Origin of the sequence: Curvibacter lanceolatus ATCC 14669, assembly GCF_000381265.1 — a bacterium.
GTDB classification, from domain to species: domain Bacteria; phylum Pseudomonadota; class Gammaproteobacteria; order Burkholderiales; family Burkholderiaceae_C; genus Curvibacter; species Curvibacter lanceolatus.
This window is the reverse complement of record NZ_KB906257.1, coordinates 291,832-318,198: the sequence shown is the minus strand read 5'-3', so window position 1 is coordinate 318,198 and position 26,367 is coordinate 291,832. Positions and strand designations below refer to the sequence as shown.

23 protein-coding genes and 2 pseudogenes are annotated in these 26,367 nt (G+C 64.0%); 10 read left to right on the top strand and 15 right to left on the bottom strand.

Annotation, left to right across the window (positions count from 1 at the left end; all coding sequences use genetic code 11):
* Window positions 1-95: 95 nt before the first annotated feature.
* The 3 genes from F624_RS0112005 (at window position 96) to F624_RS0111995 (ending at window position 2,682) form a co-directional block, all read left to right on the top strand.
* Complete coding sequence (locus F624_RS0112005; RefSeq protein WP_019574553.1) at window positions 96-1,415, top strand: O-acetylhomoserine aminocarboxypropyltransferase; 1,320 nt, start codon at window positions 96-98, stop codon at window positions 1,413-1,415.
* A gap of 3 nt (window positions 1,416-1,418) precedes the next feature.
* Complete coding sequence (locus F624_RS0112000) at window positions 1,419-2,237, top strand: alpha/beta fold hydrolase (RefSeq protein WP_019574552.1); 819 nt, start codon at window positions 1,419-1,421, stop codon at window positions 2,235-2,237.
* A 70-nt stretch (window positions 2,238-2,307) separates the two neighbouring features.
* Window positions 2,308-2,682 (top strand): Mpo1-like protein, encoded by a 375-nt coding sequence (locus F624_RS0111995; RefSeq protein WP_019574551.1) that lies wholly within the window; start codon window positions 2,308-2,310, stop codon window positions 2,680-2,682.
* Between the two features lie 7 nt (window positions 2,683-2,689).
* Here the strand turns inward: F624_RS0111995 and F624_RS0111990 are convergent, their stop codons facing one another.
* Window positions 2,690-3,907 carry a YihY family inner membrane protein gene (locus tag F624_RS0111990; protein ID WP_019574550.1) on the bottom strand — a complete coding sequence of 406 codons (1,218 nt, stop codon included), beginning with the start codon at window positions 3,905-3,907 and terminating at the stop codon, window positions 2,690-2,692.
* A gap of 162 nt (window positions 3,908-4,069) precedes the next feature.
* Between F624_RS0111990 and F624_RS0111985 the strand changes: the two genes are divergently transcribed.
* The 3 genes from F624_RS0111985 to pcaC all read left to right on the top strand — a co-directional run bounded on the left by F624_RS0111985 (window position 4,070) and on the right by pcaC (window position 6,365).
* Window positions 4,070-4,441: a DUF2069 domain-containing protein gene (locus F624_RS0111985; RefSeq protein WP_019574549.1), complete on the top strand. Its 372-nt coding sequence runs from the start codon at window positions 4,070-4,072 to the stop codon at window positions 4,439-4,441.
* Window positions 4,442-4,477: 36 nt separating this feature from the next.
* The gene (locus tag F624_RS0111980; protein ID WP_019574548.1) at window positions 4,478-5,911 is read left to right on the top strand and encodes an FAD-binding oxidoreductase; all 1,434 of its coding nucleotides are present in this window, start codon (window positions 4,478-4,480) and stop codon (window positions 5,909-5,911) included.
* Window positions 5,912-5,972: 61 nt separating this feature from the next.
* The gene (pcaC, locus tag F624_RS0111975) at window positions 5,973-6,365 is read left to right on the top strand and encodes a 4-carboxymuconolactone decarboxylase (protein WP_019574547.1); all 393 of its coding nucleotides are present in this window, start codon (window positions 5,973-5,975) and stop codon (window positions 6,363-6,365) included.
* Between the two features lie 230 nt (window positions 6,366-6,595).
* On the opposite strand, the gene F624_RS0111970 is transcribed toward pcaC, so the two are convergent.
* The 13 genes and pseudogenes from F624_RS0111970 to F624_RS0111915 all read right to left on the bottom strand — a co-directional run bounded on the left by F624_RS0111970 (window position 6,596) and on the right by F624_RS0111915 (window position 22,205).
* Complete coding sequence (locus F624_RS0111970) at window positions 6,596-8,434, bottom strand: sensor histidine kinase (RefSeq protein ID WP_084679494.1); 1,839 nt, start codon at window positions 8,432-8,434, stop codon at window positions 6,596-6,598.
* Between the two features lie 142 nt (window positions 8,435-8,576).
* Complete coding sequence (locus F624_RS0111965) at window positions 8,577-9,260, bottom strand: response regulator (RefSeq protein WP_031254804.1); 684 nt, start codon at window positions 9,258-9,260, stop codon at window positions 8,577-8,579.
* 305 nt (window positions 9,261-9,565) lie between these two features.
* Complete coding sequence (locus F624_RS0111960) at window positions 9,566-10,465, bottom strand: hypothetical protein (RefSeq protein ID WP_157443433.1); 900 nt, start codon at window positions 10,463-10,465, stop codon at window positions 9,566-9,568.
* Window positions 10,466-10,500: 35 nt separating this feature from the next.
* On the bottom strand, window positions 10,501-11,838 hold the full coding sequence (locus F624_RS0111955) for an SLC13 family permease (RefSeq protein WP_019574543.1): 1,338 nt from the start codon (window positions 11,836-11,838) through the stop codon (window positions 10,501-10,503).
* 407 nt (window positions 11,839-12,245) lie between these two features.
* Complete coding sequence (locus F624_RS0111950) at window positions 12,246-13,283, bottom strand: hypothetical protein (RefSeq protein WP_157443432.1); 1,038 nt, start codon at window positions 13,281-13,283, stop codon at window positions 12,246-12,248.
* 65 nt (window positions 13,284-13,348) lie between these two features.
* On the bottom strand, window positions 13,349-14,578 hold the full coding sequence (locus tag F624_RS0111945; protein WP_019574541.1) for a hypothetical protein: 1,230 nt from the start codon (window positions 14,576-14,578) through the stop codon (window positions 13,349-13,351).
* Between the two features lie 92 nt (window positions 14,579-14,670).
* Window positions 14,671-16,353 carry a multicopper oxidase family protein gene (locus F624_RS0111940; protein WP_169426583.1) on the bottom strand — a complete coding sequence of 561 codons (1,683 nt, stop codon included), beginning with the start codon at window positions 16,351-16,353 and terminating at the stop codon, window positions 14,671-14,673.
* Between the two features lie 16 nt (window positions 16,354-16,369).
* Complete coding sequence (locus tag F624_RS0111935) at window positions 16,370-17,236, bottom strand: RCC1 domain-containing protein (protein ID WP_245573614.1); 867 nt, start codon at window positions 17,234-17,236, stop codon at window positions 16,370-16,372.
* Between the two features lie 129 nt (window positions 17,237-17,365).
* Window positions 17,366-17,443: pseudogene (locus F624_RS36500) on the bottom strand (RCC1-like domain-containing protein); the annotation flags it as partial.
* Between the two features lie 6 nt (window positions 17,444-17,449).
* A complete protein-coding gene (locus F624_RS32470; RefSeq protein ID WP_019574538.1) occupies window positions 17,450-18,220 on the bottom strand; it encodes a phytochelatin synthase family protein in 771 nt (256 codons plus the stop codon).
* Window positions 18,221-18,249: 29 nt separating this feature from the next.
* Complete coding sequence (locus F624_RS0111925; RefSeq protein ID WP_084679492.1) at window positions 18,250-20,010, bottom strand: pyridoxal phosphate-dependent decarboxylase family protein; 1,761 nt, start codon at window positions 20,008-20,010, stop codon at window positions 18,250-18,252.
* A 19-nt stretch (window positions 20,011-20,029) separates the two neighbouring features.
* Window positions 20,030-21,676 (bottom strand): FAD-dependent oxidoreductase, encoded by a 1,647-nt coding sequence (locus tag F624_RS0111920; protein ID WP_019574536.1) that lies wholly within the window; start codon window positions 21,674-21,676, stop codon window positions 20,030-20,032.
* A 55-nt stretch (window positions 21,677-21,731) separates the two neighbouring features.
* Window positions 21,732-22,205: a sugar dehydrogenase complex small subunit gene (locus F624_RS0111915; RefSeq protein ID WP_084679491.1), complete on the bottom strand. Its 474-nt coding sequence runs from the start codon at window positions 22,203-22,205 to the stop codon at window positions 21,732-21,734.
* A gap of 357 nt (window positions 22,206-22,562) precedes the next feature.
* On the opposite strand from F624_RS0111915, the pseudogene F624_RS0111910 reads away from it, so the two are divergent.
* Window positions 22,563-22,757: pseudogene (locus F624_RS0111910) on the top strand (carboxymuconolactone decarboxylase family protein); the annotation flags it as partial.
* 15 nt (window positions 22,758-22,772) lie between these two features.
* On the opposite strand, the gene F624_RS36235 reads toward F624_RS0111910, so the two are convergent.
* The gene (locus tag F624_RS36235) at window positions 22,773-24,182 is read right to left on the bottom strand and encodes a DUF1254 domain-containing protein (protein WP_019574533.1); all 1,410 of its coding nucleotides are present in this window, start codon (window positions 24,180-24,182) and stop codon (window positions 22,773-22,775) included.
* Window positions 24,183-24,414: 232 nt separating this feature from the next.
* Here F624_RS36235 and F624_RS0111900 point away from each other — a divergent pair, with 232 nt between their 5' ends.
* The 3 genes from F624_RS0111900 to F624_RS0111890 are packed head-to-tail and all read left to right on the top strand — an operon-like array spanning window position 24,415 to window position 26,349.
* Entirely contained in the window at window positions 24,415-25,266 is an 852-nt protein-coding gene (locus F624_RS0111900; RefSeq protein WP_031254795.1) for a thymidylate synthase, read from the top strand.
* A gap of 11 nt (window positions 25,267-25,277) precedes the next feature.
* Window positions 25,278-25,772, top strand: a complete 495-nt coding sequence (locus F624_RS0111895) for a dihydrofolate reductase (protein ID WP_019574531.1) — start codon at window positions 25,278-25,280, stop codon at window positions 25,770-25,772.
* A gap of 1 nt (window position 25,773) precedes the next feature.
* On the top strand, window positions 25,774-26,349 hold the full coding sequence (locus F624_RS0111890) for a DUF4337 domain-containing protein (RefSeq protein ID WP_019574530.1): 576 nt from the start codon (window positions 25,774-25,776) through the stop codon (window positions 26,347-26,349).
* Window positions 26,350-26,367 lie beyond the last annotated feature (18 nt).

Sequence of the window (26,367 nt, the reverse complement as noted above, 5' to 3'; positions counted from 1 at the left end):
AGCACGGCAAGCTCTGCGTGCGCACCCCGGGCCACATGGATCAGCCCTTTTATGATGCGCTCTCGCACCCCACGAGAAATCAGAGGAGACCCTGCATGGCCGGCTATTCAGACCCCGGGTTCGACACCCTGGCACTTCACGCGGGCGCTGCGCCCGACCCCAGCACCGGCGCCCGCGCCGTGCCCATCCACCTGAGCACCTCCTTCGTGTTCGAGTCCAGCGACCACGCGGCCGCCCTGTTCAACCTGGAGCGCTCGGGCCACGTCTACTCGCGCATCTCCAACCCCACCAACGCCGTGCTGGAGCAACGGGTGTCGGCCCTGGAAGAAGGTATTGGCGCCATCACCACCGCCAGCGGCCAGGCGGCCCTGCACTTGAGCGTGGCCACCCTGATGGGGGCTGGCTCGCACATCGTGGCTTCGACCGCCCTGTATGGCGGCTCGCAGAACCTGCTGCATTACACCTTGCGACGTTTTGGCATCGAGACCACCTTCGTCAAGCCCGGTGACATCGATGGCTGGCGCGCCGCGGTGCGCCCCAACACCAAGCTGTTCTTCGGCGAAACCGTGGGCAACCCGGGGCTGGACGTGCTGGACATCCCCACCGTGGCCGCGATCGCCCACGAGGCCGGCGTGCCCCTGCTGGTCGACTCCACCCTCACCTCGCCCTACCTGATCAAGCCTCTGACGCTGGGGGCCGATCTGGTCTACCACTCGGCCACCAAGTTCCTGTCGGGTCATGGCACGGTGATCGGCGGCATCGTGGTCGACGGCGGCAGTTTCGACTGGGACGGCCCGGCCGCGGCCGGCCGCTTCAGCGAGCTGACCCAGCCCTACGACGGCTTCCACAACATGGTGTTCAGTGAAGAGTCCACCGTGGGGGCCTTTTTGCTGCGCGCGCGCCGCGAGGGCCTGCGCGACTTCGGGGCCTGTCTGAGCCCGCACTCGGCCTGGCTGATCCTGCAAGGCATCGAGACCCTGCCCCTGCGCATGGAGCGGCACATGAGCAACACCGCCCGGGTGGTCGAGTTCCTGGCCAGCCAGCCTTTTGTCTCCCGCGTCGGGCATCCGCTGCTCGAGTCGCACCCCAGCCACGCCCTGGCCGAGCGCCTGCTGCGCTTTGGGGCGCGGGGTGCCGGCTCGGTGTTCAGTTTCGACCTCAAGGGCAACCGCGAGCAGGGCAAGAAGTTCATCGAGGCGCTCAAGCTCTTCAGCCACCTGGCCAACGTGGGCGACTGCCGCTCACTGGTGATCCACCCCGCCAGCACCACCCACTTCCGCATGAGCGACGAGGCACTGGCCGGCGCCGGCATCAGCCAGGGCACCATCCGCCTGTCCATCGGTCTGGAAGACCCGGACGACCTCATCGACGACCTCAAGCGCGCTCTCAAGGCCGCAGAAAAAGCGGGGAGCTGAGCCATGATCCTCAAGGTCAACGGGCACGACACCTATTGCTACACCGGGGGCAAGCCCTTCAACCCGGCCCAGCCCACGGTGGTCTTCATCCACGGTGTGCTGAACGACCACAGCGTGTGGATTCTGCAAAGCCGCTACCTGGCCAACCATGGCTGGAACGTGCTGGCCATCGACCTGCCCGGCCATTGCCGCAGCGCGGGCGAGGCGCCGGCCAGCGTGGAGCAGGCCGCCCGCTTCATCGGCGACCTGCTGCAGGCCGCGGGCGTCGACAAGGCCGCCCTGGTGGGCCACAGCTGGGGCTCGCTGATTGCGCTGCAGGCGGCCGCCCAGCTCCAGCAGCGCGTCAGCCACCTGGTGCTGGTGGGCTGCGCCTTCCCCATGAAGGTGTCGCCCGCCCTGCTGGAGAGCTCGCTCAACGAGCCCGAGAAGGCGCTGCGCATGATCAACGTCTTTTCGCGCAGCACCCTGTGCGCGCCCCCGTCCACGCTGGGGCCGGGCACCTGGGTGTTTGGCGGCGGCATGGCGCTGGGCCGACGCGTGCTGCGCAGCAACCCTTCCGTGAACGTGTTCCACCGGGGTTTCCAGGCCTGCGACCAGTACGCCGGGGGCCTGCAGGCCATGGCCGACCTCAGCTGCCCGGTGCTGTTCGTGCTGGGCACGCAAGACCAGATGACGCCGCCCAAGGCCGCCCAGGGCCTGATCCAGGCGGCCCAGGCCGCAGGCAAGGCGGTGTGCAGCGTGAACGTGCCGGTGGGCCACCACCAGATGAGCGAGGCGCCCGACGACACCTTGTTCGCGATCCGGGATTTCCTGAGGGCCTGAAGACACAGGGGCGACACTGACGAACGGCAGGTGCTGCCTAGACTGCGGCTCCTACCCCAGGAGCCGCTCCATGCCCTCAGCCCACGCCAGCACCACGGCCAGCACGGCCAGCACGGCCAGCACGGCCGCCCCCAGCGTCGACCCGCGCCAATTCACCCGTTTTGCTGATTTCTACCCCTTCTACCTGGGTGAGCACAGCAACCGCACCTGCCGGCGCCTGCACTTTGCGGGCTCCACGCTGAGCCTGGTGTGCCTGGCCATGCTGGCCTTCACCGGGCGCCCGCAGTACCTGCTGTATGGCCTGCTGTGCGGCTATGGCCTGGCCTGGGTGGGGCATTTCGTCTTCGAAAAGAACAAGCCCGCCAGCTTCAAGCGCCCTCTCTACAGTTTCATGGGCGACTGGGCCATGTACCGTGACATCTGGCTGGGCCGGGTGCCGTTCTGAGAGCTTGCTAACGGACCGCAGGCAAGGCGTCTGCCAGGTACAAGCCCGACAGGCCGGCCCGGTCCCAGAACGGCGCCACGCTGCTGCGGTGTTGCAGCAGCAGCCGTTCCAGCAAAGGCGCGAGCAGCGTGGACTCCGGGGCGGCCAGCAGCACATGGCGGGCCACCGGCGAGCCCTCATCCACCTGCAGCAGGCCCACCCAGTCCAGATCGCACAGGGTTTCGAGCACCGGCTCGAGCTGCAGGTTGTCCACCTGCAGCACCGCGGCCAGCTCGGGCAGGCTCAGCCCATGATGGGGCTGCTCACGCGCCTGGCGCAGGTGGTCCAGCACCTCCAGCGCCAGTTGGAAGGTCCAGCCCGCGCCCGTGCCGTAGCGGGCCACCCCCGACAACAGGCTGGGCAGGTAGGCCGTGGTCACAGCCCCCAGCAGCACGATGACCCAGGCCACATAGATCCAGATCAGCAGAATCGGGAAGGTGGCAAACGCCCCATACACCGCCGAGTAGGTGGGCACCTGGGCCATGTAGACGGCCAGCGCCTTCTTGGCCAGTTCCATGCACAGCGACACGAACAGGCCCCCCGTCCAGGCATGGGCCCATTTGACCTGGGTATTGGGCACAAAGTGGTACAGCCCGGCCAGGCCGGCCGCCAGCACCAGGAACTCGACCGAATCCAGCAGCACCCGGATCGGCGCCGGCAGGCCCGACACCACGCCACGCGAGGCACTCATCACGTACGACGTCAGCGCCAGGCTCATGCCCAGCACCAGGGGGCCCAGCGTGAGCGCGGCCCAGTAGATCAGCACCCGCTGGCCCAGCTTGCGCGGGCGCCGCACCCGCCAGATGTTGTTCAGTGTGCGGTCGATGGTCAGGATCAGGGTCAGCGCCGTCACCAGCAGGGCCGACAGGCCCACCACCCCGAGCTGGCTGGCCTTGCTGGAGAACTGGGTCAGGTAGCCCAACACCTGGCGCGAGATGGTCTCGGGCACCAGGCTCTCGATCAACCAGCGCTGCAACACGCCCTGCACCTGACCAAAGATCGGGAAGGCCGTGAACACCGCCAGGGCCACGGTCACCAGCGGCACCAACGCCAGGGTGGTGGTGAAGGTGAGGCTGCTGGCGGTCAGGCCCAGCCGGTCCTCGCGGAAGCGCTCACGCAGGGTCAAGGCCGTGACACGCCACGGAAAGCGCATCAGGCTGCGCCAGACATGCCTCAGCTCCAACATCAGGCGTAGCGACCAGGGGCGTCGGGGGGAAGTGGAACGGGCAGACTCGAACATGCCCGCTATGATGCCATCGCCATGACACAGCCTGATCGCACCGCCCCCCTTCCCCCCCCGGCTCATGCCGCCCTATCGGGCGAGACGGCCCTTTCTTCTGACCCATCGGTGCGGCTGACCCGCTGGCTGGCGGTGGGCAGCCTGGTCGGGCTGATCGCCCTGGGCCTGGCCTGGGAGCTGGTGCTGGCCCCGGTGCGGCCCGGTGGCTCGCTGCTCGCGCTCAAGGTGCTGCCGCTGTGCATTCCGCTCGCCGGCCTGCTGAAAAACCGCATGTACACCTACCGCTGGGTCAGCCTGCTGGTGTGGCTGTACTTCACCGAAGGCGTGGTGCGCGCCTACAGCGACCGCTCGCCCGGTGCCTGGCTGGCCGGGCTGGAGGTGCTGCTGTGCCTCAGCCTGTTTGCAGCCTGCGCCCTGCATGTGCGCCTGCGCCTGCGCAACGCGCGTCAGGCCCAGGCCCGCCAGGCCCAACCGTCCTGAATCCGGCCCGTCGGGCCCTTTCACACCCTCTCGACCATGTCTGCCCACCTGATCTCCGAACTCATCCGCATCGTCGGCGCCGCCCATGTGCTGACCCATGACGACCCCGCCACCGATCTCAGCGCCTGGGAGCAGGACTGGCGCCGCCGCTCGCGCGGCCTGGCCCTGGCCGTGGTACGCCCCGCCAGCACGGCCGAAGTGGCGGCCGTGGTCAAGGCCTGCGTGGCGGCCGGCACGGCCCTGGTGCCCCAGGGCGGCAACACCGGCCTGGCCGTGGGCTCCATCCCCGACGACAGCGGTCGCCAGGTGGTGCTGAGCCTCACGCGCATGAACGCGGTGCGCCAGATCGACCCGCACAACCTCACCTTCACCGTCGAGGCCGGCTGCATTCTGCAGAACCTGCAAACCACGGCCGAGCAGGCCGGCTACCTGTTTCCGCTCAGCCTGGCGGCCGAGGGCAGCTGCACCATCGGTGGCAACCTGGGCACCAATGCCGGTGGCACCCAGGTGCTGCGCTATGGCAACACGCGCGAACTGTGCCTGGGGCTGGAAGTGGTCACTGCCCAGGGCGAGGTCTGGGACGGCTTGAGCGGCCTGCGCAAGGACAACACCGGCTACGACCTGCGTAACCTGTTCATCGGCAGCGAAGGCACGCTGGGCGTGATCACCGCCGCCACCCTGAAACTCTTCCCCCAGCCCGCCGCCTGCCTGACCGCCTGGGCCGCCGTGCCCTCGCTGGAGGCCGCCGTGAGCCTGCTGGGCCTGGCGCACCAGCAACTGGGTGCCGGGCTGACCGGCTTTGAGGTCATGGGCCAGTTCGCCCTCAGCCTGGTGGGCAAGCACATGCCGCAGCTGCGCGTGCCCTTTCTGGGCCAGGACGATGCGCCTTGGGGCGTGTTGCTCGAGAACTCCGACAGCGAGTCGGAGGCCCACGCCCGTGAACGCTTCGAGAAGCTGTTGGAGCTGGCGCTGGAGCAAGGCCTCGTGCTCGATGCCGTGGTGGCCGAGAACCTCAGCCAGGCCCACCAGCTGTGGCATGTGCGCGAGAGCATTCCGCTGGCCCAGGCCGAGGAAGGCCTGAACATCAAGCACGACATCAGCATCCCGGTGTCGCGCATCCCGGCCTTCTGCGCCGAGACCGATGCCCTGCTGCAGCGCGAGATCCCGGGCGTGCGCCTGGTGAATTTCGGCCACCTGGGCGACGGCAACCTGCACTACAACGTGCAGGCCCCGGCCGATGGCGACCCCAAGGTGTTTCTGCGTGAGCAGGAGGACCGCGTCAACACCCTGGTGTACGACCAGGTGCAGCGCTACCAGGGCTCGATCTCGGCCGAACACGGCGTGGGCTCGCTCAAGCGCGACAAGCTGTCCCATTACAAATCGCCGGTGGCGCTGGAGCTGATGCGCGCCATCAAACGTGCCCTGGACCCACAGAACCTCATGAACCCAGGCCGGGTGATCGAGGTCTGAGCGCCCGGGTCGCGACCTGTTCAAGCCCTTCGCTTTTTTTCAAACCCCTCAAGGAACCCCCATGCCTCTGAACCAGGAACTCTTCGATGCCGGCCTGCAGACCCGCCGCGAGGTGCTGGGCAGCGAGTACGTCGACGCCGCCATCGCCAATGCCGATGCCTTCAACCGCCCGCTGCAGGAGCTGGTCACCCAATACGCCTGGGGCGAGATCTGGAACCGGCCGGGCCTGGACCGCCGCACCCGCAGCCTGCTCAACCTGGCGATGCTGACCGCGCTGAACCGCCCGCACGAGCTCAAGCTGCACCTGCGCGGCGCTCTCACCAACGGCGTGACCCGTGAAGAGATCCAGGAAGTGTTTCTGCAGACCGCCATCTACTGCGGCGCCCCGGCCGCCATCGACAGCTTCCGCACCGCCAAAGAGGTGTTCAAGGAAGTGGATGCCCAACCAGGATGAGATTCAGCCCCTCCACAGGGGGGTTGTGCTCCATTTCACCCCGGCCCTGAGCGGCCAGGCGACCTGGCTGCTGTCGGGGGGATCGACGCCTTGCGATCTCGCACAACGCGCAAACGGTTCGACCAAGCTGTGCGCGCCGGTGGGGTGTTGAAACCAGCGTTTTCCGACCGCCGATCCAACTGGCATGGCGGAACCCGAGCAGCCGCCGTGGAAGCCGGGGCGCGGTGCGATCAGCGCTCCTCGGCCTCGGACAGGGGAAGCAACAAAGTGAATTGCGTCCCCAGAGGCCCAGATACCCATTGAACGCTCCCATTGATGGCTTGAGCCCGGCGCATTTGATTGTGCAAACCACGCCCTTTGGGGTTTAACCGGACAGCCTCGTAGTCAAAGCCGGTTCCGTTGTCTTGAATCGAAACCACCACATTCGGCCCCTGCATCCCGGTACGCACATGGACTTCGGTGGCACGAGTGTGTTTGAGAATATTCGCGAATGCTTCTTGGAAGATGCGCAGAATATGCAAACCGCTGCGCGGATTCAGCCACGACAGCTTGGGTATATCCTGCACCTCCCAATTCAGTCGCACTCCCGCCGCTTTGAGCCTGGGACCCAAGCGGAATCGCAAAGTGGCCAGCAGCAAGAGCAAGTCTGCTTCGATGGGTTCCATCGAATCAATCGTCAATTTCAAATCGTCGATGCAGGCTTTGAGAATGTCACCGAGCAAGGCCTGCGTCATGTCACCGCCCTCCACCGCGCGCAGCGCGGTGACCAGCGAGGAGCCCAATCCATCATGCATGTCTTGCGTGAGGCGTTGGCGCTCTTCGCTGAGCATTTGGATTCTCTCGATGTCGCGCAAACGCGCATGGCTGGCCATCAGCTCCGCTTCTCGAATCGACAGACGCTGGGCCAAGTGAAGATTGGCTTGTTCTATATTCTCCATTGCACCCACATAGCGGCCGTACATGATGTACAGGGTGACGCCGAAAACACCGACGATGGCATACGGATTGGTGTAGATGCCCTCCGGGCTCACCCAATTGGTTTGCAACAATAAATCGTAAATGCAACACAGCGCTGCGATAAACAGCCAGCCAGCCACAACCCACGTTTCCCGCGAATTCTGACGAAACCCTTTGCGCAGAGCGTCATAGAAAATCAGCGCGGCAACCGGGACCATCAAAATATTGATCATCGGCGTCAACAGCGTCAGCGTTGGCAGGATACCCAGACCGGGGACGGTCACAGCGCTCCAAAGCAAAGCGCTCAACATCAGAAAACGAGTCACGCCGCGCATGGAAAGTCGATGCAGGCGCTCCATCAGGCAGTGGCAGAAGACCACCAGCCAAATCAGTGAGCAGGTCTTGATCCACTCCATCCACTCGTCAGAGAGGGGCAGAAATCCGCCACCCACGTGGTAATGCAACATGCGCAAAAAGGCCATGACCGATGTTGCAAAAAAAATGAGGTACAGCGCATCACGGCGCAACTTGATCCAGATGGCCAACGCAAAAAAACCCACCGCCAAAAAGGCCCCACTGCCGATCAAGGGAAGTTGGGTCTGCACCAATTGACGCAACTGGTAGCGCCAGACCAGGGCCTTCGCAGGGCCTACCCAGACCGTGGAAAGAGCGCTGCCGCTGTTTCGTAAATGGTCTATGCGCAGGGTGACCGCCATGGGCAGCAGTTCGTCGGCGGCGGCGTTGAGCGGAATCAGAAGCGGATGGTTGTAACCATTCAGCGTCATGCTGCCCTGAGACGCGTACATCAGGCGACCATCTGCATAGATCGCCACCTGACCAACGGTCTTCCACCGCGGGATGTAGAGGTATTGGGGCTCTTGACTGGCATTGAAATGACTCAAATCCAGCCGATACCAATCGGTCAGTGTTTGCCCCTCAAGGCCCGCAGCGGCCAACACGTCGCGCTTGAAAGCACTCGGGAGCCCGACGCTCTTCCAGCCTTCCTGAGCCAGAAATTCCGGGGTCAGTTGTGCTGGGGGCCGGCTGTAACCACGACCAGGCACCGATAGAAATTGCGCCTCGCGCCATTGGGTGGCACGCGTCTCGCTCACGGCCTGTTCGCATCCGGCCAGGGCGAGACTCCAGACCAGCGCACAGAAAGCGAGAACCAGCCGAGAGCAAACGCATCGCCTCCAGGAGCCCTGGCGATGCCATTTGGAGCGATGCGCCTGGGTCATGGGCGCCAAGACGCCGTCATACCAGACCCTGGTATCGGGCTTCGTAAATGGCTTCAGCCTTGGAGTTGACCTTCAGCTTGGCATAGATGCGGCGCACATAGGTTTGCACCGTGTGCGTAGACACCTGCATGACCTTGGCAATCTCATCAGCTGTGAATCCCTTGGTGATCAACTCCAGCACCTCCGTCTCCCGCCCGGACAGCACTGAGGGGATGTTGCCCTGCCGACCTGCAGGCTCCAGCGCTTTGGTCAGGGACTGCTTGCGAAAGTGCGTCAAGATCTTACGGGCGATCATGGGGCTGATGGGGCTGCCGCCGGCATACAGGCTCCGGATTTCGCGCAGCATGTCGCCCGCCTCGCCGTCTTTGAGCAAATAGCCAGAGGCCCCTGCTTCCAGCGACTTCATGACGTGGGCTTCGTCGGCAAAGGTGGTGCAAACCATGACCGCACAGGTGGGCCACAGGTGTCTGGCAGCCTGAATCACGTCCAAGCCGGATCCGTCCGGCAGCCCCAGGTCCACCAGCAAGACGTCTGCAGCCTGACCTTGCAGAGCAAGCAGACCTTCAGCCCGGGTGTTGGCAAGGCAGGCCATGCACAAATCGGCAGAGGCCTCAATGGCACTCACGATGGCGTGTTGAACCTCGACATCGTCCTCGACAAGGGCAACCCGAATCTGGGTAGAAGGCGCTGGGGTTGGCATAGTGGCAAGGGTGGGGACTGGGGCGAATCAGCCGTCAAATGCACAAATGGCGTCGCCAACGCCAAGCAGGGTCACGGCCCCCCTATTGCACAGAAACTGGGGGATTATCAACCCGCCTGTCGGGTATCGCCCCGAAAGCCGGGGATATCCGTGGAACGCTGGCCTGAGCAGCGACAACGCGTGAGATGTCTCGCGATCAAGCGCCCACGGGCCTCCTGACTGCGATTCCCTGTCACCGGATGGCTGCAAGCCTTGGCTCACAAGCGAACCCGCCACCCATCGCTTTGTGATCAAGGTGCCGCCGTTCATGGTGCTGCCAGAAGCCCGGAAAGCCGTGCACTGGCCAGATAGACCTGCGGCAATGTCGTCGCCACTCGCTCGGCAAACGCACTGCGCAACGCCACAGCCATTTCGAGAGGCGGAATCGTTTCTTCACGGCCGCCCCGCCATGCACTCAACGCCATCTGCTCGCCACGCTGCTCCGGCGCCTCGTCAAGGGCCATGTCAGCCCCCCAAAACACACTGTCAAGCCGGGTCGACAAAATAGGCTCCGAGGTCACCTCGTGGAGTTTGGAAAACAAGGTGCGCCAGGCCTTTTCACTGCTTTCGGTTGCGCCCCCTCCCCCAATGCGGCCAAGCACCAACGCGCCTTCTGTCTGGCTCAGAAGCGCATCTGGCAGGGTCCAGGCAGAGTCAGGCGCAGCAGAGGTCTTGAATTCGACAAAGCGCACTTCAAATCCTGCCATGGCCACCGCTTGCGCCAGGAGGTCTCGCTCCGCCAGGCTGTGACGGTCGTCCCCATGCAGCAAAGTGACTGGCCCACTGCCAGACACCAGCTCACGCAGCAAGGTCGCCCAGGCCGCAACAAAGGCTTCTTTACCGTTCGTGGCCGCACCGGTCGCAGGTTCAAAAATGCGCTGTGCCTGCTCGTTGTGCCATTCGCCAACGCATTCACGCGCCTGGGGGCCTTCTGCAATCACGGCATCGGGGTGAAATGACGTCAGCTGTATCAGGGCTTGTCGGCAGGCGTCCAGACCCAGACCGAGGTACTGGTGACGGGCCTTCAGATGCGAAAGCCCCCGCAGAACGCTATCGGCTCCGCTGAAAAACGCGCGTGACGTCACTTGGTCTGCGCGCCCCTCATGCAATATGAAGATGCGCCGGCTGCCGGCATTGACCCACACTGCCGCAACGGCCAGCAACATGAACCAGACCACCCAAGCCATTCGCCACAGACGCGTCATTGCACATACCCCAAATGCTGCCAATAGGGAATCGACAAGGCCAATGCCAGTACCCTGCAGGCTTGGATGAGGGTGTTGTTGCGAAGCAAGCATGTTCGCTCTCCAGAGTCCAGCCCGGTCGACTCACGAAACAACAGGTAGTCGGTGCTTTGATGCGGGAAGAACCAGACCTCGCTGGCGGTCAGCACGACGAAGCCAATGACCCAGGGATTCAAGCCGAACAAATCGGCCAACGGCATCATCACAGCGCAAATCGTGGTCACACAGACCACGGCAGGCAACAACAACCGCATCAGCAATACGATGGCGATGAGCCACAACAGAAACTGTGTCTGACCACCGCGCATGAGCGATGTAAGCACCCCCAGATGGGCGCCAATCCACTCATTCAGCCCAGTGAATGCGAACCCACGAGCGAACCCCACCGTGCACACCAGATAAATGAGAATGGGCCAATGAATGGCGCTGCGCAGTCCGGACGAGGACAGCACACCGGTGGCCAGCAGGAGCAAGAACACGAACAGCGTCAACCAGGAGGTCTCGATGTGGTGAAAATTGCCAAGACCGAGTCCCAAGGTGAGACAACAAAGCGCCAGGGCGACGATGCCTTCGTCGGCAGAAAATGGGTGATCAGGAACCGCTGTCTGCGACCTGGCCCCCGCGGAATCCAAGGACTGCAACAACAGCGTCGCGGCCAACAAGGCGCCAAGCACCCCCACGTAGACTGCAGCGCCCCGGAACCACATCAGCCCATTCACGTGGGGCTGCCAATGCGCCGGCAAAATACCCAGCACAATGAAGTTGCCAGCATTGCCCAACAGAAATGCGGTCGAAAACAAGGTGCAACCGGACAAGCCCGCAAACGCGAGCGCAGATCGGTGGCCAGGTCGGGCAAAGGCATTGACCATGGGGGTGATCAGCTGCAATCGCCCAGAGGTACTGGGAATGAATGCCGACATGAGGACCCCGATCAACAACACACTGACCTGCACAGTCCTGGCTCCGCGGGGCAAATGCCTGAGCACCGCCGACAGCAGGCGTGCCACCAGCCCGCACTGCTGGACAGCCGCACTGACGCCCAGCATGCCCAGCAACAGGTAAAAGCTACCACTGGCCAGGCCTGAGAACGCCAGTTCAGGCGGTAGGCCACTGCCCGCCACCATCAGCAGCAGTGCCAACAAGGCGCCAACAAAGGGTGGGGCAAGGTTGAAAATCCAGATGCACAAGCCCGAGGCCAGCGCCGCCAGGAAATGCAGCCGCTGAACCGAAGACGCACTGAGCGCAGGCGTGTTGCCCCACACCAGAGAGGCCAACAACGCAAAGGCAATTGCCATGAGCCAGCCAACCGTGAAAGCCCCGGAGAACGGGTCTGTGCGTTCATCTCCTGGAGCGGGTCCAGGCACCTCTGGTATCACGAAAGGTGCGGAACAAGCTCGCGCCAGCTCGCTTTGGCTTGACTCTTGGCCGTCAAGCAAGGGTTGCAGAAGGTCACTGGGAATCCTCCACCCATGACCCGCGTCATCGGGTATGACGCAAGCCTGCGCTGTCTGCGCCAGCAAGGTGCTTGCATTCACCGTGAGCACGCCCCCATGGGCAAAGTAACCAATCACGAGTTCGCCCTGGCTGAGCTGCTGCAGTTCGTGCGACCCCGACCATTGCAGCGGTCGCAAGCCAAGGGTGAGCAGTTGACGCGTCGAGAGGTCCAGACTGCGCCAAAAGGGATGTGCCTGCAGAGTTCCTTTCACCGCCCACCACTCCCCAGCATCCGGCTTGAAAGCCGCGCGTAATAGGCGTCGACGGCACCGATGGCCAGTCGGCGTTGCGCCATCGATTCAGGGTTGACCACCAGCGCGAATTCCGATGTGACGGAATATTGCGGCAACAAGGGTGAACCAGCCGATGAGCCCGAGAGAGCACGCAAAGCATAGCGTGCGGCGACCGCGCCTTGTTCCATCGGCGAAGGCAGCACCCCCATCGGGATGCCATCTCGAACCGCGTAGTACGAGAGCGCCACCATCGGTTGCGGCAACGCATCCAAAGCCTGCGTCGCCAACTGCTTCGTCCAGATCGGCGCATTGGTGCCCTCTGGTACCGGTATCGCCCGGTAATCACCCACCACCACCAGATCGGCCCGGTGTGCTATCTCATGGAGGGCCGTGCGCCACTCAGCGAGGGTCTGACAACGCCAAACCCCAACTGGTACCGCGTGCGCCCAGGGGTGCAGAGCGAAGCCTCGCGCTTCCTCATCAGACGCGGCGCCACCATCGTTGATCATGGCGACGCGCAGCGGTCGGCCTGAATTGGCCTGCCGCGCAGAGCCATCTGGCGGCCTGGCAAGCCTCAGCAGCGTGCGCTCGACCACGGCCCAAGGCGTGCGCTCCACAATACCGCTGACGTTGGAGGCAGCACGGGTCGCCAGGGAACGTCCAGCATCTTCAATACCGCTGTAAACCACCTGCGGCGACACCTGGTCGACGTAGCGCGTGCCGACGGCGAGTTGTGCGAAGTCATCCACGGTGATCAACGCATCCGGGCGCCAGCGGGCAATGAAGCCGTGCGCCCTGTTGACTTGGTCGGCGACCCGCTGAGTGTCATGGGCGTTCAGGTAAATGCGCTGCAACCGGACTTCCTTGCGGACACCAAACACCGCATCAAACCCGGCATCAATACCCTGGGTCCAGGGAATCCCTTCGCTCTGACTGTGCACCACCAGCACGGCCGGCCGACGCGCCCCTTTCCAAAGCAGGCTGCTCGCCAGCACGACGAAAGCGCTCAGCAACAAGCGTCTCGGCCAGCACGAGACGCCCGCCAGCACACCCACAACTGGACCGCGAAAGACCCCCATCATGGGATCCAGCCAAGCCAGAGGTAGTACGCCCCGACCCAAAGCCACGTCCAGGGACGCCTCAGCGCCTGGAGAACGCCCTGCCAACCGACGCCACGATCACCGGCGCCAGGACACACCAGAACCAGTTCGGCAATGTGCAGCGAGACCAACACCGGCAGCGCCGTAGTCAACAGATCTGCGCTCAAACGCCCCGTCCAGGGAACAACAATGACGAAGGCCAGGCTGACCGCTGCCAGAGCAGGAAACAGGGCCCGCAAAACCAGCAACAGTGGCAAGGCTGTGGCGGCCAGTGGCAGAGACACCGCCGCTTCCGGCAGCAAGAAGCCCAGCGCTGCTATCAGGCCCGGCAACAGCCCTACTGCAATCAACACCTCCCAATCGATCGACGGGTGAAATCTGCCAGCGGGCACCCATCGGAGCGCAAACAACATGACCAGACCCAACAGCGCCACCTGTCCGGGGGCCTGTCCATGGAAAGGCTGAAGCACCGTCATCACAGCCAGCCCCAAGCCAATGCCTGCCACGCCGTGAAGGGCAAACCTGTCCTTGATCTGCGCAGAGATCAAGTGAGCCGATTCCGGATGTCGGGGGGGTCGCGCTGACAGCCACTGGGCGGCCGCCCCATGCACCAAGGCGAGGGCGAGCAACGGCCACACCTGAAGCAGCCAGTGCAGGGCGACGAAACGATCCAGGCCTCCCGAAGGCAATAGGCCTATTGCCACCAGGTTGGCTGGGTGGGCAGGCAGCCAAGCGAGCCGCGCCAGCAGATGTGCGGCTCCCGACAGTTCGCGGCCTGCTCGAAGGGACAGCCCTGAGGCCGCACGAAAACTCTCGCTCCATCTGGCGGCCTGCGCCGGCGACGGAAGCAGCGCCAGCGCCAGAGCCAACCAGATCACAGCCCCCATCGCACGACCCCCACTGCCCGGCGCAGCTCGCCCGGCGGCATGGACGAACAAGGTGCCCAGCAGCCCACTTTGTCTGGCCGCCTGCGACAGGATCAATGAAGCCAAAGCCCACAGCGCAGCGTCGCCCGAGGCCGCCCTGATCAAGTCTGCCGAAGGAACAACATCGAACAAGCAGAGCAGCAAGAGTGCCAGCAAAGGGGGAAGCAGAAAAGGTGTTGACGACAACATCCACAAGCCTGCCAGCAGCGCCAGCACAAGCCCTGGGGCAAGTTGCGTGGCCGTGGCCCAGCCCAACAACGGCAGAGCGACAGCGGCCAACATGCAGGCTGCAGCGATGGCGAAACTCCCCCCCTGAGGAAACGGGGGCTCGATCCCGAGCGGCGACGCGCGGTCATTCGCTTCGGCAGGATGTTTCACGTCACTTCCACAAGCTGCATCATGCCCATGTCCTCATGGGCCAGGATGTGGCAATGCATGACGAATAGGCCCGTGAAATCGGAGAAGCGGGTACGGAAGGTCACGGATGTGGGCACCTGCGCCGTGCCCCCCTTGGGCAATCCGATGGTGTCCGCCCAGTAGGGCTCGACCGGCAAACCGTCGATCTTGACGACCTGGAATGGGTTGATATGGATGTGAAAGGGGTGCTGAACCGCGTTCATGTTGTAGACGGTCCACTCTTCAACGCTGTCCAGCGCGACGGTCTGGCGGGTCGCCCGGTGTGATTGAAACGGCGCAAATCGCTGCGGCATGACCGGTGTTGCCGAAGCCGTGCCGTCGCCAACACCCACCGTGAACGCCGTATCGGCGAAGAAGGTGCCATCTGTCTGGTATTGCCATTGGGACAACTCATCTCCAGGATGGTCAAGCGCGTCAACCGCTGGGGCTGCGCTCAAGGGATCACCGTTCTCATTGAAAACCGAACGCAGCACGACCTTGCGGCGCAGGCCTCCATGTGCGGCCAGCTCATCGTCCGTGATGGGGCGAAGCACCTGCGATACGGGAAGATCCGCCGTCGGCAGCGCCATGTTCATGGACGCACCCTCGACCACCAACTCGGCCAGGACATCACCCGCCAAGGGGTTTGGAAAACCCATGTCATAGGGTTTGGTGCGCAGCAGGTAGCGCCCAGGAGGCCCCGCCTTGATCAAAATATCTGCTCGATTGCCCGGTGCCAGTACCAGACCGGCATCGGCTTGCGCCGAGTAGACCTGCGCCTGTCGCCGTGGGCAGGAATCCAGTGCGATCAGGTGCAGGTCGTGAGCATCCAATGCCAGATTCAGGTAGTTGGCAATGCCGGCGTTGACCAGACGCCAGCGTTGTACCTCGCCAGGAGACAGCACCAACCGCGGGCGGCGTACCCCGTTGATGAGAAAAGGGGGCTCAGCATCAGGGGCTGTCACCTGCGAGAAGCTTTCGAGCCGGCCGTCCGCGTCGAAGACAGGGGCCTGAAAAATCATGACACGGTCACGTGCCGCGGCGATCTCTGGCACATCGTCCAGATCGCCCGTGATCAGGATGGCCCCCGCCATGCCACTGCCCACCTGGATGGCAGTCGAACCGTGCAAGTGAGGGTGGTACCAGGAGGTTCCGATGGGGTGATCGCTGACGATCGAATACTCGTGCTGGCGCACCGCACCGGGTTGGACGGCAGACGCTGGGCCATCCACGACGTAATCTCCGAACACCCCAGGACCCACCATCTTTGGCGAGACGTGCAAGCCATGGGTGTGCAGATTCGCGCTGTTCATATAGCGCAGGTGCTCGACAGGCTCGGCGCTGGCGGGATTCGGCGGCAGATCGTTTTCGACCCGCAGGCGCAACACATCCCCAGCCCGCACTTGCAGTGTGGGGGCCGGAATCATGCCGTTGTAGGTCCGCAAGTGAACTGATTTGCCGTCGATCTGCAAATCGGCATAGGCCATGCGCAAGGTGTAGTCGAGAACACCATCCGCTGCCTTGATTCTTGGCGGCTCAACGAAGGTTTCCTGCGTCGTCTGGCCCCCACCGCAGGCGGCCAGCACGGGGGAAACCATGACCCCGACACCGAGTTGCCAACTGACGTTCAGGAAATTTCGGCGGGAAGGTGGGTGAGTCATGGGTGAGTTCAGTGGGTTAGGTGGGGAGGGGAAATGCTGGGCCGACCGCGGGCAGAGGCTTCGGGATGCCGCTATGCCCCCCCTCGCGGCCAAGCTGGCCGCTGGTGTTATCACCCCAGGCCCAGACCTGTTCACCGTCGGAGGCCAATACATGCCCCTGTCCGGAGACCACTTGCCGTATGCGACGAGGCAGCGCGACCGTCAAGATGCCCTGATGGGGCAGCACATCACCCTGCCCAAGTTGGCCCCGTGCATTCCAACCCCAGGCATAGAGCCGCCCCGATACGCCCAGGCCATAGGACACGTACATGCCGGCCGCGATCTTCGCGACCCTCTCAGGCAGCCGGACGCACAACGGTATGTCGCTGTAAGCGGCCTCGCGACAACCCAGTTGGCCATGCTGATTGCTCCCCCATGCCCACACCTTCCCATCGGCATCGATCGCCAGACTGTGGCTGGGGCCCGCCGCCGCCGCCTGCGCACGGCCAACTCCCCGGATGCGCACCGGACTGTCCTCGTCCTGGAGATGGGCCTGCGCAAGTTGGCCCGCCGCGTTCGCGCCCCAGCCCCAAAGCCCGCAGGATTGATCGATCGCCAGCACATGCGAGCCGCCCACCGCGCATTGCGCCAGCGTGGGCAATCCGCGGACCATGGAAGGTTGGTCGTTGCTCACCTGCGTCGCATGCTTGACCAGCCCCCAGGCAAACAGGCGTCCATCACGCGTCAACGCAAGTGAAAGGAACTCGCTGCTGTGCAGCCGCGCAATCGGAGGCAGGCCTTTCAGCGCCTGCGGGCTTTCGTGCAGGATGTGCGCCAGACGCCCGCCAATGCCAGCCCGGTTCGCGCCCCAAAGGTAGGGCAATCCGCGCTCGTCCAGGCCCAAGCTGGTCCCGCCACTGGCACTGACCTGCTGAAGGGGCGACGGGGTGCGAACCACGATCGCAGACGACGCCGGCATGGGCACGGAACACACGTTGGCGGGAGGCGGGAATCGCCCTGTGCCGTCGCCGCCCCAGGCCAGCAGACGCCCGTTGACACCCAGCACCAGGCTGTGGTCTCGGCCCGCTGCAATATCTCGTATGAAGGCCATTGAGTTCTAACGCCCACTGAGCACGATCATGCCGCGAGCCTTGCCGCTCACGCTGTCATGGTCTTGTGCACTTTGCAGCAGCTCCACCAAGGGCACCCACACGGGCGGATATTTGTAACGGGCTACATCCATCAACAGAGCCGAATCGCTCGCTTCATGATAGGCCGCCAGGGGTGACCAGTGCCCACCGCCAGCCTCGCCGAGAATGCGACGATTGAAGTTGAACAGTACAAAACGGTCCTGCTCCCGCAAGTGCCTCATCAGCAGCAGGCGCAACTGGCTGAGATCGAGCGTATCGGCAAAGATGACCTCAGCCCGCACGGGCTGGGAGGCAAGAACCTGTCCAAGCTGGGCCAGCGTCATGCCTTCCTTGGCCACCACCTCGGGCTGGGCGATGCGCGGATCCACCCCCTCAAAAAAGTCCTGCTGGGTAAAAAAGCGGTAGTCCGGATACAGGCCCGTCATTGGGCGAGCTACGCCCAGGGCATTCAAGGCCACCACAGAAGTCGCCACTGAGCAGTAAGCCTGATTGCGCTGGGTTTCAAAATAGGCCGCGAGCGGCCAGTACGCTTGGCGATAGCTGCTTTCGATGAGGCGCTGCTGCCCGATCGGGTGGGTCAAAGCGAACAGTTGGGCCGGAATCTCAAGCGGAGCCTTGGCAGGCTCGAGGCCATGCACAGGCGACCCGAGCAAGGCCAGTGGCAGAACCAGGCCCGCGATCATGGCGAAACGCCGTGCCATGAAATTCATGCGGGTGCAGAGTGAAGACAGGGCCATGGGGAACCTCTGTGAAAAATGGAAAGTCATCAGGCGAATTTCAGTCCGCTCGCCGCCTTCTTGCGGGCTGCCTGCAGTGCCGCGATGGCGGCATCTACGGAGGCAGAGTCGGTGAAAGCAGACAAAGTGAAGACCTTGATCCCGACGATGGGCTCTCCGTAGACGGTATTTCGGTAACGGCTGGTTTGCACGAACACAGAGCTTTCACCGGCTTCTGCTGCACCCCGGGTTGCCAGGTAGACCGCCTTGTTGAAGTCGTTGTAACGAGCCAGCGCATCGCGGTTGGCGACGCCTTCCTTTTCCGACAGGTAACTCTTGTCGGCATCCACGCCATCCGGGTAGACACGGACCACGACCACTGCACCGTGGTTCCCGGTGTTGAGCACCGTCAACCAGGGCAGTGTGCGTGCCTTCTGGCGCAAGAGATTCGACATCTCGATGCAATGACCGAGCAAGCCTCGGTAGCCGTCTTTGCCAAGCATCAGCAAGTTCGCCAGCGCTGCCAGGACAGGCCCGCCGGAGCGCGAGCACTCCAGTGTGTAAATGCCTGGGTCGTATTCGCCGAACTGGAACAAATACGGCATGGCCACCTTGTCGCGCCGAATGGTATTGAGCAGTTGGGCATCGCGCGCAAGGAACAGGCTTGACGCATAGGGCGTGTAGCCACTCTTGTGGAAATCGATGCCCAAAGAGTCAGCCAGATGCAAATGCCGAATGCGTTGCCGGACCACCTCGAGCGACGAACAGGCGTCGTTGGGAATACCGAGCGGGTTTGCACCGAAGTCATAGTCATTGAAAACCGCGTAGGCCCAACCGATGACGGCGTCGGCATGCAGGTGCGGGGTGTAGTCGAGTCGGTACTCTTCAACAAGCCGCTTGCGCAGGGCATGTACCGCAGCAATGTCATCAATGCCGAAGGCATCCGTCGTCCCCATGGTGACGACAATCGCGGCGACCCGTTCGCCCTTTTCGATGCTCTGGCGCAAGGCCTTCTCCAGCGCGACCACATCCATCGAGTTGTCATCCCCGGTGGGCACGGACACTGCGGCTTGAGCGCCGAGCCCCAGCCAGGCGGAAGCGCTGAGTTTCGCGTAGTGCGCCAGGTCCGAGCCAAACACCCGCAAGGGTTGTCGCAGCCCCTCGTTGAACAAGCCCGGCTGCGCGATTTCGGCCCCTACCTTGATGCCGTAAAGGGTGGTCCCAGTTCCCCCAAAGGTGAACAAACCGAGCGCCTTGTCTGCTTCGTACCCAACCAGCGCCGCACACATGGCGGATACCCGCACTTCGGCTTCGGCCGCCTTGTGCGACAGGTCGTCCCAGACCGTGTTGGGGTCGATGATCGAGCCGAACAACTGGCCAATGATCGACACGGAGGTGGCCGATCCGTGAAGCCGGTGCACGTTGGGATGGCTCCAGGTGTACTGACCTTCCAGATAGCGTGCGGTCTCCCGGATCGTGCTCCGAGCATCGCCCAGTGATTCGCCGATGCGTTCACGCCGCGCGCCGGCATAGTCAAGCGCACCACGGGTGCCCAGATAGGTCCGGTGGGACTTGCGCCTTTCGTACTCCGACATCGCAAATGCCATGAGGCGCGACAGTCGGCTGTCTGCCGCCTGAGATCGAACAGGGGACGGGAAAGTGTCGCGAATGCTTCGGACGATGCGCTGATACCTGCCAGATCCACCGATCACCGCATCGCCGGGCTTGCGCAAAGCCTCTCGCGCCTTGACCGGCAGTGTCGCAGCAAAGGACATCAGCGCAGTCGTTCTCAACCAATGGCGTCGCAGCATAGGAGCTTTCGTGTGAATATCAGGCAGACAGAGGGAAACGTCCCGCGGTCAAATCGGCCTGGAGGGAGGGCAACGCCCGAAGACCCAAGGCCACCGCCGTGAGGGTGGGTGCATTGATGGGCATGGTGGGAAAATTGGCAGTGCCCACAATGAAAAGATTGGCGTGATCGTGGCTTCGGCAGAATGGATCCACAACCGAAGTGAGCACGTCAGTACCCATTCGTGCCGTGCCGGCGATGATCGCGGAGGCCACGGAAGGAGTGTCGGTCTCGATGTCCGTGCAAGCCAGTGCTTTCGTGATCGCCGCATGGCGCTCCCTGGCCTTCTCGATGCCACGCAAGGTGTAGTCTTCAATGGTGAACTGGATACGCGGTCGCGGCATACCGCTGGCATCACGCAGTTCGGCGTCGGGCACCACCCGGTTGCTTGCGGAAGGCAAGGTTTCCACGGAAGTGTTGATGGCGAGTTCCCGTGCACATTCATCGCTCAATCGACGGGCCAGATCGGTCCCACGCAACCCGGCCCTGATCAAATGGGCAGAACGCTGCATGGGACCCAGCGCGGTCCGCCATCCGCGATTGAGGAAGGAGGTGCCGATCGCGCCATGCTCGCTGCGCGTTGGACCGTCGCGAAGTTCCAGCACCCCCGCCGTGGTCGTGGGGGCACGGTAGGTGTAGATCGGCTCGCGGGTCAGGGCGCGCGTGTCCAGGTCCACCTGGCCCATCAAATAGCGCCCAACCGCATCGCTGCGGTTGGCAACCCCCTGCGGGGCATTGGCCTGAGCGGAACGCAGCAACAGACTCGGCGTCTCAATGGCATGGGCTGCAATCACATAGGCACGGCCCGTTGCCACAGCACGCTGCCCATCCGATCCACGCACGCGCAGGCCGGTCACCAGTTGATCCGGTCCCACTTCGATGTGCTCGACGAGCGCCTCCGACACCACCCGCACACCAGCGGCTTCTGCTTTGGCGACATGCACGCTGGCGTCGTACTTTGCGCCGATCGGGCAGATGGGGGCGCAGCTGGAACTGCCGCAACACGCTGGGCGCCCATCGAAGACTTCGGAATTGCGCGCATGGGCAAACGGCGCAACGGTGTACCCCAGGGGGGCCAGGGCGTCGCGGATCAGCGTGTCTGCGTAGGTCATCGGCACCTTCGGCAGGGGAAACGGTGCTCCACCGCGAGGACCTCCCTGGTCGAACGCGCTATCGCCGGCAGTGCCCCACTGCTTCTCCACAAAAAGGTAAAGCTCTTGCAGATCCGCGTACCCGACTGGCCAATCCACGCCAACGCCAAACAAAGACTTCGTCCGGAAGTCATTGGGCCTGAAGCGAGCAGAAAACCCCGTCCAATGCCAGGTCGTTCCACCGACGCCGCGCAGGTAACTGCCGCCAAAGACGGCGGGGCCTGCCTGCACCAGATGGTCTTGCGGATGCATGGGGTGCGGCGCGTACGGCTGACTGGGGTAGGGTGAGTTCGGGCCCTTTTCAGCGGATGCGAAAAAGTGTTGTATCGCGTTGGCACGCTCAATGCGAGGCCCGGCGTCAATCAACAACACCTTGACGCCCTTCTGTGCGAGTTGCCAGGCCATCATGCTGCCCACAGCACCCGCCCCCACGACGACGACGTCAGCCGTCAGATCTTTCTCCAGAGACTTGTTCATGGTGGCGTTTCTTCAAATGGGAAAAGGGGCGCAATGCGGGAGAAAAGGTGCGCCATCAGATCGGTCGCTCAGACCAATAACCGAAGGCGCCGCCACAGATCCCGGGGGGCTTGGTGAATGTCAGCACGGACCAGATGGGCGCACCGACATAGGTGACGACTTCAGTGGAGCCTGCCATGCCACTGACCCACAACTGCAACGCAAACTCCACGACATCACGCAATGGAGCCTGCAACGAGGCCATGCGCTGGTTCTTGGGCGAGGCATTGGCAAGACTCAGCAAGGCGTTCCATTGGGCCTTGCCTAGGCTTTTGAGCAGCACCGTCAAATACTGCTGGGTCAATGCTTCACTCTCATTGGAAATGCCGGTCAACTCTGTGCAGACCGAGGCCAAGGCTTGCATGCGCCGCCTTGGAAACGACGAGCCAGGCGCTGCGTTGACCGGCCCTCCTGCCCACGGCACTGTCGCAGCCAAAGCCGCGAGTTGCAAAATCAAACGCCGACGAGAAGGTGGGTCATGAGGTTGCATGAATGTCCGCTTGAAGCGAATGAAGGGGGCGCACTTCGGGGCCGCTGCGAGGAAAAGTTCCAACAGTCACCAGGGCACCGGTCGAAGCCCCCGAGCGGGCTTCTTCCAGGAACGATGTCGGATTGAATGGACACGACTTTATCGAGAAGCATTTTTGCCGTATGCCCCCAAAACAAGTGACAGCCTTCACTTGACTGCGCGCCTTGGGAGGGACTAAGGGCGGTCGGTGCACCCCCTTCGGGAAAGTGCAGAGACGCGGACGTTCTTTGTCCACGGGCGCCCAAAGTCCTTCATGTCCTTCACGCCCTTCTCGTTCAGCACGGCCACGGGTCATGGCGCATGTATCGCCACCGGTCTCCGCACGAAGGGCTCCTGCGCGGCGCCCTCACCAACGGCGTGAGCCGCGAGGAAATCCAGGAGGTGTTCCTGCAGACCGCCATCTACTGCGGCGCCCCTGCCACCATTGACAGCTTCCGCACCGCCAAAGAGGTGTTCAAGGAAATGGATGTCGCAGCTCAGAGCTCAGAGGGGTCAAAGGGCTCAGAGGGCTGATCCACTGCGCCCCACTCAGTCCAGCCGCTCAACCGCAGGCAGGGTGATCTGCCCGTCAAGCAAGGCCGCCCTGGGCTCGTAGGCGCGCAACACCAGGCGGAAGGCCCCCTGGGGCGCCGGCAGCCAGTTGCGGGCCTGCTCGGGTGTCGCAGGCGCTTCGTGCTGGATGGTCAAATCGACCGCCCCATCGGCCGCCACCTGCAGGCCCGGCGTGCGGTCGCCGATGGCGTAGCGCCGCAAGGCGTTGGCGCTGAAGAACAGCCGCCCATCAGGCTCGACCTCGTACATGGACAGCGACCAGAAGGCATTCACCGGCAAGCCCCCGGCCGGCAGGCGCAGCCGGTAGCGGTGCGCGCCGCTCAGGGCCAGGCCCTGGGCATCCACCCCGGTGCTGGGGTAGACCGACTCGACCGGCTCCAGGGCCAGCAGGCCGCTCAGCGCGGTGCTGGCCCGGTAGCGGTAATCGGTGCCGAACTGGCCCAGGTTGGCTTGACCGTATCGCCAGCCATTGACCGTGCGGCCCGCGGAGAAGGCTGCGGTCTTGAGGCCTGCCAGCAAGGTGGGCAAAGACTGCGTCCACTGCGCCTGCAGGGCGGGCGACAGACGATCCCAGGCGCATGCGGCACCGCACAGGCCCACGGCCGCCAGGCGGCCGAGCAAAGCCTGCTCGTAGGCCGGTGGCGGGTTGCGCTCCAGCATGCGGTTGGCCAGGTCCACAAAGGCCTGGGGGGTCGGGCCCAGGGGGGGCGCGGCATCCCATACCGGGGGCCGGGGGGCCGCGGCCAGGGGCTGGGCGACCAATTGGTCCTGCAGGGCGTGCACCGCTGGCAGATCCTGCGGCCCATCCACCAGAATGCGTGCCAGCACCAGCACATCGTTGGACGGCGCCCGGATCACGCGGGCCGCCTTGGGCATGGGCCCCGGCCAATCCGGGCCAACCAGCACATGGCGGCTGGACCGGGTGCCGTTCAGGCGCCGCCCCAGCATGGCGAAGTTGTTGCCCACCATGTCGATGAAAGCCAGCGAGTGGTATCGCCCGGCCATGTCGGGCAGCGACAGCTCCACGGGGCCCTGGCGCAGGTCCAGCCAGAGCAGCGAATACAAGGTGTCGACATTGGGGGTGGTGACCTCCCGGCGCGCCGGGTCGGCCAGCTCGCGGCGGTGCTGCCATGCAGGGCTGGGTGAGGCGTCGGTCCCGGCCCCCAGCGACGCCGCCCGCAGGCGGCCCATGGCGACCAACGGGTAGGCGTAGTCAAAGGCCTGGGCCATCAAAGCGCCGGGCTCATCCGATGCCCCACCAGCTTGCCCACCAGCTTGCCCACCAGCTTGCCCATTAGCTTGCGCCGGCGCGGCCGGGCCCAAGGCACTGGCCAGCAACAGAACAGCGCCCAAGGCCGGGCGCAAAGACAACAAGTGCAAAAACATGGTTGGTTCTCCCATCATCAAAAAGCGGGGGTGGCGGGCCCCGCCAGAGTGCCCGCACCGGCGTTGCCCGAACAGACGGTACGGGGATTGGCCATTCTGTGAGGGCCCAGCGGCTCCATCTTGCCGATCAGCTAGGCAATCCAGACGGAAGGTGGAGGCCCTACCCAAATGCACCGGCAGCCGGCGAACCCCCTAAAATCGCCGGTCACCCACAGACCTGCGCGCCTGCCCCATGACCCAACCGCCCCAACCGACCCAACGCCCCGTTCGTTCCCAGTACGAAGATTTCATGCGCCACGTCTATACGACAGGTGTGGCCAAGGGCGACCGCACGGGCACGGGCACCACCAGCGTGTTCGGCTACCAGATGCGCTTTGACCTGAACGAGGGTTTTCCGCTGGTCACGACCAAGAAGGTGCACCTGCGCTCCATCATCCAGGAGCTGCTGTGGTTCCTCACCGGCTCCAGCAGCAACCACTGGCTCAAGGAGCGCGGTGTCACGATCTGGGACGAGTGGGCCCGCGAAGACGGCGACCTGGGCCCGGTGTACGGCGTGCAGTGGCGCAGCTGGCCCACGCCCGACGGCGGCCACATCGACCAGATCGCCGAGGTGATCAAGACCCTCAAGAGCAACCCGGATTCGCGCCGCATCATCGTGAGCGCCTGGAACGTGGCCGATCTGGACAAGATGGCACTGATGCCCTGCCATGCCTTCTTCCAGTTCTATGTGGCACCCGCCCAGGCCCCGGGTGAGCGCGCCCGCCTGTCCTGCCAGCTGTACCAGCGCAGCGCCGACATCTTCCTGGGCGTGCCCTTCAACATTGCCAGCTACGCCCTGCTGACCCACATGGTGGCCCAGCAATGCGATCTGGACGTGGGCGACTTCATCTGGACGGGTGGCGATTGCCACATCTACAGCAACCACCACGAGCAAGTGGAGACCCAGCTGGCCCGGGCGCCCTACCCCTACCCCACGCTGCGCATCCTGCGCCGCCCCGACAGCCTCTTCGACTACCAGTACGAAGACTTCGAGGTGGTGGACTACCAGTGCCACCCCGCCATCAAGGCCCCGGTCGCCGTCTGAGAGCCCAGCCCATGCCTTTGAACCTGATTTTTGCCCGGGCCGCCAATGGCGTGATCGGCCGCGACAACGCCCTGCCCTGGCACCTGCCCGAGGACCTGGCCCACTTCAAGCGCCACACCCTGGGCTGCCCCGTCATCATGGGCCGGCGCACCTGGGATTCGCTGCCGCCGCGCTTTCGCCCCCTGCCCGGGCGACAGAACATCGTGCTGACCCGCGATCCGGCCTGGGCGGCCGAAGGCGCCAGCCGCGCCGGCTCACTGGCCGAGGCTCTGGCCCTGCTGCCTCCCGAGCAGGAGGTGTGGGTCATCGGCGGGGCCGAGGTGTACGCCCAGGCCCTGCCACTGGCCGACCGGGCCGTGGTGACCGAGATCGCGCAAGACTTTGAGGGCGACGCCTTTGCGCCACAATTCGGCCCAGGCTGGACCGAGGTGGCGCGCGACACACAGCAGTCATCGACCGGCCTGACATTCAGTTTTGTCACCTACACACAAGAACGAGGAGCTTGATATGTCCGGACACGGATTCCACGTCCACGGCCCGCACGACCATGAGCTGGAGCACGCAGCCCAGCATGGTGGCGACAGCATGACCAACCAGATCGCGATGTTCACGGCCATCATCGCGACGGTGGGCGCCATCTTCTCCTACATGGGCGGCGCCACCCAGGCCAACGCCGGGCTGTACAAGAACAACGCGGCCATCAAGAAGACCGAAGCCTCCAACCAGTGGAATTACTTCCAGTCCAAGAGCACCAAGCAGTCACTGGCCGAGTTGGCCCGCGACCTGGCGCCCGAGGACAAGAAGGCCACCTACCAGGCCAAGGTGGAGCGTTACGACAAAGAGAAGAACGAAATCAAGGTGGTGGCCGACAAGCTCGAGGCCGACGCCAAGCAGTGGGACGAACAATCCGACGAGCAGATGCACCTGCACCACCGCTGGGCCCAGTCGACCACCGCACTGCAGGTGGCCATCGCGCTGGCGGCGATTGCCCTGCTGACCAAGAAGCGCTGGCTGCAATACGGCATGTTCGGCGTGGCCGGTGTCGGCGTGGCCATCGGAGCCGCCGCGATGCTGCACATCTGACGCGGCTGCAGGCGCTGC